8 protein-coding genes and 2 pseudogenes are annotated in these 8,572 nt (G+C 32.2%); 7 read left to right on the forward strand and 3 right to left on the reverse strand.

The window, feature by feature from the left end:
• From J6V67_RS04715 to J6V67_RS04725, 3 genes and pseudogenes are all read left to right on the forward strand, one after another.
• Positions 1-139, forward strand: a pseudogene (locus J6V67_RS04715) (deoxyribonuclease IV); the annotation flags it as partial.
• A 51-nt stretch (positions 140-190) separates the two neighbouring features.
• Positions 191-553, forward strand: a complete 363-nt coding sequence (locus J6V67_RS04720) for a hypothetical protein (RefSeq protein ID WP_291859505.1) — start codon at positions 191-193, stop codon at positions 551-553.
• Positions 498-1,088, forward strand: coding sequence for a formyltransferase family protein (locus J6V67_RS04725; protein ID WP_291859508.1), 591 nt, complete (start codon positions 498-500; stop codon positions 1,086-1,088). The genes J6V67_RS04720 and J6V67_RS04725 overlap by 56 nt, the downstream gene beginning before the upstream one ends.
• Before the next feature lie 120 nt (positions 1,089-1,208).
• Here J6V67_RS04725 and J6V67_RS04730 read toward each other — a convergent pair whose 3' ends face one another.
• From J6V67_RS04730 to J6V67_RS04740, 3 genes are all read right to left on the reverse strand, one after another.
• Positions 1,209-1,376 (reverse strand): hypothetical protein, encoded by a 168-nt coding sequence (locus J6V67_RS04730; RefSeq protein WP_291859510.1) that lies wholly within the window; start codon positions 1,374-1,376, stop codon positions 1,209-1,211.
• 96 nt (positions 1,377-1,472) lie between these two features.
• Positions 1,473-2,456: a phosphoribosylformylglycinamidine cyclo-ligase gene (gene purM, locus J6V67_RS04735; RefSeq protein WP_291859513.1), complete on the reverse strand. Its 984-nt coding sequence runs from the start codon at positions 2,454-2,456 to the stop codon at positions 1,473-1,475.
• A 139-nt stretch (positions 2,457-2,595) separates the two neighbouring features.
• The gene (locus tag J6V67_RS04740; protein WP_291859516.1) at positions 2,596-5,406 is read right to left on the reverse strand and encodes an FAD-binding and (Fe-S)-binding domain-containing protein; all 2,811 of its coding nucleotides are present in this window, start codon (positions 5,404-5,406) and stop codon (positions 2,596-2,598) included.
• 95 nt (positions 5,407-5,501) lie between these two features.
• On the opposite strand from J6V67_RS04740, the gene J6V67_RS04745 reads away from it, so the two are divergent.
• The 4 genes and pseudogenes from J6V67_RS04745 to J6V67_RS04760 form a co-directional block, all read left to right on the forward strand.
• Positions 5,502-5,864: a Rid family detoxifying hydrolase gene (locus J6V67_RS04745; RefSeq protein WP_291859519.1), complete on the forward strand. Its 363-nt coding sequence runs from the start codon at positions 5,502-5,504 to the stop codon at positions 5,862-5,864.
• Positions 5,857-6,471: a dephospho-CoA kinase gene (gene coaE / locus J6V67_RS04750; RefSeq protein WP_291859522.1), complete on the forward strand. Its 615-nt coding sequence runs from the start codon at positions 5,857-5,859 to the stop codon at positions 6,469-6,471. The genes J6V67_RS04745 and coaE overlap by 8 nt, the downstream gene beginning before the upstream one ends.
• An 8-nt stretch (positions 6,472-6,479) precedes the next feature.
• Positions 6,480-8,015 carry a glycosyltransferase gene (locus J6V67_RS04755; protein WP_291859524.1) on the forward strand — a complete coding sequence of 512 codons (1,536 nt, stop codon included), beginning with the start codon at positions 6,480-6,482 and terminating at the stop codon, positions 8,013-8,015.
• Positions 8,012-8,572 (forward strand): annotated as a pseudogene (locus J6V67_RS04760) (glycosyltransferase family 4 protein); the annotation flags it as partial. The gene J6V67_RS04755 and the pseudogene J6V67_RS04760, both read left to right, overlap by 4 nt.

Consider the following 8,572-nt stretch of genomic DNA (forward strand, 5'->3'; position numbering starts at 1 on the left):
AGTTGGACTAATTGGAGAACAAGCATTTAGATGTATTATGAAAGATGATAGAATTGATGAGATTCCATTAATTTTAGAGACTATTGATGAGACTATCTGGGCTGATGAGATTAAAATGCTTAGAGATTTTACAAAATAATTTAGGAGGTTTTAATGAGACTGAGGGGGGGGGGTTCAAGCCCAAAATAAAATGCTAAAGATTGGCTATTTTGCCGATGGTATTTGGTCGCATAACGCATTTAAAATAATCGCAAGTGATCCAAATATGCAGATTTGTTTTATATGCGTTAGACGTGGCTCAGATGATAAAATTTTAGCTAAATTTGCTGCTGATTATGGTATAGAGCTTTTTAGAGATTGCGATATTAATTCGCCCCAATTTTTAGCTATGATTACTAAATTTAATTGCGATATATTTGTTTCAATGTCATTTGATCAAATTTTTAAGCCTCAAATTATAGATCTTGCCCCGCTTGGTGCGATTAACTGCCATGCTGGTGCTCTGCCTTTTTTATCGTGGACGAAATATTCTAAACTGGGCATTAATAAATGATGAAAAAAGTTTTGGTATTACAGTCCATTATATTGATGAAGGGATTGATACAGGCGATATAATCTTGCAACGACATTACCCAATTAGCGATAATGATGATTATAATACACTTTTAGAAGTAGCACATACTCAATGCGGAGTGATTTTGCACGATGCGCTAAAGATGATTTTAAGCGGCAAATTTAAGCCAATCAAACAGTCAAGTATAGATAAATACGGCTTTTATTGTTCACAAAGACGCAACGGCGATGAGATGATAAAGTGGAATCAAAGTAGCCGTGAAATTTTTAATTTCATTCGTGCTATCACTCATCCTGGTCCGCTAGCTAGAGCCGTTCTAAATGGCAAAGAGATGAAGATAAAACAAGCCATCTACCACCCAAATGCTCCAAGTTATAAGTGTATAAATGGTGCTGTAGTTGGACTTAGTCAAAATGGCTTTTGGGTAAAATGTAGCGATAAAGCTTTAGAAATTGTAAAATTTGAGTATGATGGTAAGATTAAAATTGGAGATAGATTTGAATTGTATAATTAACAAATATTTATCATTATGTGTGTTTGGTATGCTAAAGGAGTATTTAAAATGATAAAATGAAAACATTTAGCATAAACCAAAATGATGCAGACGACAAAAGAAGATATAAATATACTTGACCTAAGTTTTATTTTTGCGTTCTTTAATCATTGTGAATGCAAATTCATTATTTAGATCAAAAATATAATTTTCTACAATTTGCTTAATATCTTTTATATGGTGGCAAAAATTTTTATCTAATTCCATTTTATCTAAAAGCATTATAAATTTTATTTTTACAATACTCATCTGTTAAAAACATTTTAAAAAAGACAAAATTTGGAATTTAAAAATGCTTTTTACCAAAAATTGTCTTAATATTAATACTTTGTGATAGCGTATAGCCTACAACATCTCTACACCGCTACCTTTGATAATCTGACCAATTATATATCCATCACTATTAGCTAATACATAATCAACTTTATCATTTGGCACTACTAATACCATTCCTACACCGCAATTAAACGTTCTATCCATTTCACTTTGTTCTACGCTTTTAGCAATAAGATCAAATATTTTTGGCGTTTTTATAGCGCTTCTTTGTACTCTTGCGCCTAAGCCATTTGGAAGTACTCTTGGCAAGTTTTCTACTATACCACCACCAGTTATATGTGCCATTGCATTTATGCTATCTTTAAGGCGTAAAAACTCATCTACATAAATTCTAGTAGGCTCTAGCAGTGTTTCTAAAAGCGTCTTGCCCTCAAATTCATCACCCAAATTTAACTTCTCTTTTTTAATTACTGCACGAGCAAGCGAATAACCATTTGAATGCAAACCTGAGCTTGGAAGAGCTATTAGAGTATCGCCTTCATTTACAAATTTAGTTCTATCTATCTCATCTTCTTCAGCAATTCCTACGGCAAATCCAGCTAAATCAAAATCTCCTGAGCTATACATACTTGGCATCTCAGCCGTTTCACCACCAATTAAGGCACATTTGGCTTGCACGCAGCCTTTGGCAATGCCACTTACTACCTCTTTAGCTGAATTGATATCAAGCTTGCCAGTTGCATAGTAGTCCAAGAAAAACATCGGTGTAGCAAAGTTGCATATCAAATCATTTACACACATTGCAACTAAATCCACGCCTACGGTATCAAGTTTTCCGCTATCTATTGCTAGACGAAGCTTGGTACCTACGCCATCTGTTGCAGCTAGAAGGGTTGGTTTTTTATATCCGCTTGGAAGTCTAAATGCTCCAGAAAATGAGCCAATTCCACCTATTACATTTTGAGTTAGAGTTGATTTAACAAATGGCTTAATCCCCTCAACAAAGCTATTCCCAGCATCTATATCTACGCCTGCGTCTTTATAACTTATCATATTTTACCCTTTAATAAAATTCTTATGATTTTAGCCAAATTTGGCTTAAAATCTTTGACTAAATCTAAATTTTATGATAAAAAAAGCAAATTTTGCTCTTTTTATCATAAATTATTTAGCTAAATCATCTAAAATAAATTTACTCTTTTGCAACACTTGCCCTATCAAGCAAATAAGCTATATGTTGCCAGCTAAATCCGCTTGCCTCGCTTAGCCCGATTTCGCAAGTGCTAGAGTTGCTAAAGCCAATATTAATAGCACTATTTTTATAAAATCTTTTAAACTTAGTTGTAGCGTGTATATTTAATTGCGGAGTAAAAAATCCCTTATATCCAGCAAATCCACAACATGCAGTCTTGCTATCAACTAAAATTTGCCCTTTAGTACAAAGTTTAGCTAAACTCATCATAGTATCTTCAAGTCCTAGTTTTTTACTAGCACACATTGTGTATAGTCCTATTGCGTCATTTATTGGGACGATAGAAAGCCTTGGAGCGATAAATTTAAATAGATATTCACTTAAATCATAAATTTCAAATCTATCTTTAAGAGATTTGATAAGCTCATATGAGCATGCACCATGATCGATAATTACAGGATATTTGCCATCTTTTGTAGCCTCTCTTAATATATCAATATTTTTAGCCCTATTTAGCTCTTTTGTGTCTGGATAATTAGTAAAGATCTTACCACAACAAATATCATCAATTTGCTCAGGATAGATTACATTTATCTTAGCTTTCTTACATAGTGATTCAAATACCTCTTGAATAGGGCGTTTATCATTTAAATGCTTATTTGGAGCAAAAGCTCTATTTAGACAGCTTGAAAAATATACTACACTCTCATTAAAACCATAATTTTTATCACACAATTTATAGCTATTTTTTTTAGGTAGATACTCTCTAAGAACTGGAGTTTTTATAGCTAAATTGGCTCTAAAAGATAATTTACGAACTAAATTTGAGTTTAGTATATTTGCAGCTGATAGGGCAAATTTAGCTCCATTAAGAGCTAAAGAAAAATTTGCCTTGGCTAACTCAGCAGTTTTTTTGCTAAAGTCGCTTGCATTTGCTTTGCGTTCGTTTAGAGCTAGATTTGCTGTATTTATCCCTACTGGACATAATTCTTCACACATAGAACAGGCCGCACAACTCTCATTTAGGAAGTATTTTGCACCATCTTTTAACTCTTTTAGCAATTTTTTGCTAGCTCTATCATTTAGCGAACCTAGCCTTTGCATCTCTCGTTTTAGAGCAATTCTTTGACGTGGGCTTAGAGTTAATTTATTAGACGGGCAATTTTTTTCACAAAATCCACACTCTACACACTCATCAAATTCATTTCCAATAAGTGCTGATTGCTTTATATTTTTTTTGAATATATCTTTATCATCGCTGATTATAACATCTGGATTTATTAGAGTATGTGGGTCAAATATCTCTTTGATCTTTTTATTTATAGCATAAGCTTTAGCTCCCCACTCTAGCTCTACAAATGGAGCGACCATTCTACCGGTTCCATGTTCAGCTTTTATGCTCCCGCCAAAGCTAGATACCATTTTTGACATATCTTCAACTAAATTTGAAAAGTTTTCAAATTCGCCATTTTGACTTAAATTTGGCGTAATGATAAAGTGCAAATTACCAGCTAAGGCATGACCAAAAATAATAGCACTATCTTTAAATCCATGCTTATCAAATAACTCTTGAAGTTTTTTAATTCCTTCTCCAAGATCTTTAATCTCAAAACAAATATCTTCAGTTATAACGCTACTTCCTGGTCTTTTTGCACTTGCTGCTATTGGGAATATTCCTTTTCTAATTTTCCACCAATTAGCAAATTCATTCTCATCAAAGCTAAATTTAGCCTCGCGGCTTGTTGGATAATCTTTAATAGCATTTTTAATCTTATCTACTTGCTCTTTTAATATCTCTTCATTATTATTTTGGCTTTGGATTAAGATACAAACCTCTCCTTCATTTATATCAGGTAATATCTCACTTACGCCTTTGAACTTAGAAGCAGCTTTGAGTGAACCATAATCCATTATTTCAGCACTTGAGATCTCGTTTTCAAATTTAGCTAAAATCTCTACAACCTTAGCAGCTTTTAATATATCATCATAAAACAAAAGCGCACAAGCTTTATATTTTTCATCATCAACACATTCAAGCTCAACACTACTTACAAATCCTAATGTTCCTTCACTACCAATAAATAAATGAGTGATAATATCAATTGGATCGCTATAATCTAAAAGAGCATTAAGGCTATATCCAGTTGTATTTTTGATCTTATATTTTCGTTTTATTAATTCACAAAGCTCTGGATCGGCTATAATTTGAGAACGCAAATTTAAAACTTGATTTATTAGTTCTTTATGGCTATTTTTAAAACTCTCTATGCTTAGTGCATCTGAGCTATCAAGGATAGTTCCATCACCTAAAATAACTCTAATTGATTTTAATGTATTATATGAGTTTTGCTTAACTCCACAACACATTCCACTTGAGTTATTATTTACTATTCCACCAATTTGAGCCGCAGCTATAGTGGCTGGGTCTGGGCCAATTTTTTTACCTAAAGGTTTTAGGGCTTTATTTGCATTTTCACCTATTACGCCACAACCTAAAGTAATAGAGCTAGCATTGCTATTTACCTTCATATGATCCCAGCAAAAATCTAGGCAAACTAGTACCGTATCACATGAGCTTTGGCCACTTAGACTAGTTCCTGCTCCTCTAAAGCACAGTGGAGTATTAAATTTACGTGAAAGCTCATAAGCTTTGATAATTTCGCTTTCATCTTTTAACATCAATACTAGCTTTGGTACATATGAGTAGCATGAAGCCTCCACACCATAACAGAAGCGACGAAGATAATCTTTATACACTCTACCATCAAAAATTTTAAAGGCGGCTTTATAAAACCCCTTATAATCTTGCATAATCCATCCTTTTTATATTCAAAAATTTAGTTGATTTTAGCAAATTTGAACTTATTTTATGCTAATATAACCTAAACTTTATTAAAGGGAAAATCATGGCAAATTATCCAAAAGCAATTGGACCATATAACGCATATAGAGTAGTTGGAAATTTAGTATATTGCAGCGGTCAAATACCGCTAGATCCAAACTCTGGCGAAGTTATAGGTGATGATATCAAGGCTCAAACTACTCAAGCTTTAAAAAATGTAGGTGGCATCTTAAATGAGTTAAATTTAAGCTATAAAAATGTCGTAAAAACTACAGTTTTTCTAACTGATATGGGTGAATTTGGTGAGATGAATGAGGTATATGCAAGCTTTTTTAGTCAGCCATATCCAGCCAGAAGTGCAGTAGCTGTAAAAGAGTTGCCAAAAGGTGTAAAAGTTGAAGTTGAGGTCATAGCGTCCATTGAGTAAATTTAAAAATGCGATAGTTATAACCGGAGTGATTGGAAGCGGCAAAAGCACAGTTGTAAATTTACTCAAAATTTACGGCTTTAGCGTCATTGATGCTGATGAGATTGCACATGGGCTTTTAGATGAGTGCTGGGAGAGAATCGCTAATGAATTTGGCAATGAATTTATAAGTGATAAAAAGGTTGATAGAAAGCGCCTTGGTAAGCTAGTTTTTAGTGATGAGAACGCTAAAAGAAGGCTTGAGAATATGCTCCATCCGCTTATTAGAAAACAAATTTTTGATAGCGCTAGCGAACTTGAAGAGAAAGAAAAACCATATTTAGTTGATCTACCTTTATATTTTGAGAGTGCACCAGCTTATGATGAATTTAAGAGTGTTTGTGTGGTTTATGCCCTTGAGCCAATCTGTCTAGAGCGTATAATGCTACGTGATGGAATTAATCTAAATGAAGCCAAAGCTAGATTAAATTCGCAAATATCAATAGATGAGAAGCTAAAACTTGCTACTTTTGTTATTGATAATAGTTCTGATATGAAGCATCTAAATTTACAAATTGATAAGTTTATATCAGCATTAAAAAGTAGATATAAAACCCTAAATATTTAGAGGAATAGATGAAACTTAACACAAAAATTAGTGTTTGTATTTTAGTAAAAAATGCTCAAGATACTATTAAAGAGTGTCTTGAGTCCTTACAAAGCTTTGATGAAATTATCTTGCTTGATAATCAAAGTAGCGATGATACCTTAAAAATCGCAAATGATTTTAAATCTAAATTTGATAATCTTAGGATATATCATAGTGAATTTATAGGGTTTGGACCGCTTAAAAATTTAGCTATTAACTATGCTAGTAATGATTGGATATTTAGTATTGATAGCGATGAGGTTTTGGAGTTTAGCACATTAAAAGAGTTAGAAAATTTAGAACTAAATCCAAATATTATCTATGCAATGCCTAGGAAAAATCTCTATAAAGGCGAATGGATAAAAGCTTGCGGATGGCATCCAGATTTTGTATTAAGATTATTTAATAAAAATAGTACTAAATTTAACTCCAATTTTGTTCATGAGAGCTTGGAAATAGGTGACTTAAATATAGTGAAGTTGCAAAATGGGTTAAAGCATTATGCCTATAATGATATATCTGTTTTAATAGATAAAATGCAAAAATACTCCACCTTGTGGGCAAAGCAAAATAGACATAAATCAAGTACAATGGCTAGTGCCATATTGCATAGCGGATGGAAATTTATTAGAGATTACTTTTTTAAAAGCGGATTTATGTATGGATATAAAGGCTTTGTGATTAGCTTTTGTAATGCTCTTGGTGCATTTTTTAAATATGCTAAATTATATGAGTTAAATCATCAAATGCCAAGTGTGAGTTTAATTGTAACTACATACAATAATGAAAAATATTTAGAACAAGTTTTAAAAAGTATAGAAAATTTGGATTATTTACCAGATGAGGTTTTAATCGCTGATGATGGAAGCGGCAAATCTACAGCAAATTTAATTAGTAAATTTCAGCAAAATTTCCCTTGTAAATTAAAGCATATCTGGCAAGAAGATAATGGGTTTCGCTTGAGTGAAATTCGCAATAAAGCCATTAATAATGCAAAAAGTGAATATATTATAATTATAGATGGGGATATGGTTTTAGATAAAAACTTTATCCTTGATCATCTTAAATTTGCTAAGAAAAATCAGATTTTACAAGGCTCAAGAGTAGTTTTAAATGAGAGTCAAACTGCCTCTATTATAGGGGGGGGCAATGTTTGTGAGTTTAAAAGCTTTAAATCTACTCGCAACCCTATATTTTCAAAACTTATATATAAAAGCTCAGCTATTAAATCAGATTTTTTTAATAAAAAAGATTTTATCAAAGGAATTCGAAGCTGCAATATGAGCTTTTATAAGAGTGATTGTATAGCAATTGATGGATTTAATGAGAGCTTTGTAGGCTGGGGGAGAGAAGATTCTGAATTTGTGGCTAGATTTTTGTTTAATGGTGGAGAGCTTAGACGGATGAAATTTGCTGGGATTGCATATCATCTATATCATACTGAAAATAGCCGTGAAATGCTAGAATCAAATCATCAAATCTATCTAGATACTATAAAAAATAAAAGAGTTAATTGGCAATGAAAATTTTATTAACAATTGGAGATATTACTCTAACAGGTGGCGCTGAAAGAGTTGTAACTAACCTAGCTAATGCTTATGCGCAGATTGGATTAGATGTAGAAATTTTGAGTTTTTATAAAAGCACAGATAAAGAGGCTTTTGAACTTGATAATAGAGTTAAATTAAGCTATATGCATCAAAAATCATTTGATAAGAAGCGTAAAAATTTCTTCTATAAAATGTTTTATAAATTTATTGAAAGCTACATTTTAAAGCGTGATTTTAAAGATAAAGATTTTATAATTTTTAATAACTCTCCACACTTTCCATTGTTTAAAAATGCCAATACTTGCCATTTAAAGATTATTCATGTAAGGGCTAAAGGAAGATATTTAAAACGATACGATTATTTTGATGCTTTAGTCTTAATTGCTACTGGAGAGATTGATTTTTGGAAAAAACATCATAAAAGCGTAGCTATCATTCCAAATTTCCTCCCAAATATCTCAAATTTAAATACAGATTATTCTCAAAAATGTGTAGTATCAATAGGTCGTATGGATGAGAGTAATCAAAAA

This window comes from Campylobacter sp. (assembly GCF_017646085.1).
Lineage (GTDB): Bacteria > Campylobacterota > Campylobacteria > Campylobacterales > Campylobacteraceae > Campylobacter.

What these genes read in the sequence shown, in the direction of transcription:
- J6V67_RS04720 (WP_291859505.1), top strand. Translation starts at nt 191, where the DNA reads ATGCTAAAGATTGGCTATTTTGCCGATGGTATTTGGTCGCATAACGCA.
- J6V67_RS04730 (WP_291859510.1), bottom strand. Translation starts at nt 1,376, where the DNA reads ATGAGTATTGTAAAAATAAAATTTATAATGCTTTTAGATAAAATGGAA.
- purM (WP_291859513.1), bottom strand. Translation starts at nt 2,456, where the DNA reads ATGATAAGTTATAAAGACGCAGGCGTAGATATAGATGCTGGGAATAGC.
- J6V67_RS04740 (WP_291859516.1), bottom strand. Translation starts at nt 5,406, where the DNA reads ATGCAAGATTATAAGGGGTTTTATAAAGCCGCCTTTAAAATTTTTGAT.
- J6V67_RS04745 (WP_291859519.1), top strand. Translation starts at nt 5,502, where the DNA reads ATGGCAAATTATCCAAAAGCAATTGGACCATATAACGCATATAGAGTA.
- J6V67_RS04755 (WP_291859524.1), top strand. Translation starts at nt 6,480, where the DNA reads ATGAAACTTAACACAAAAATTAGTGTTTGTATTTTAGTAAAAAATGCT.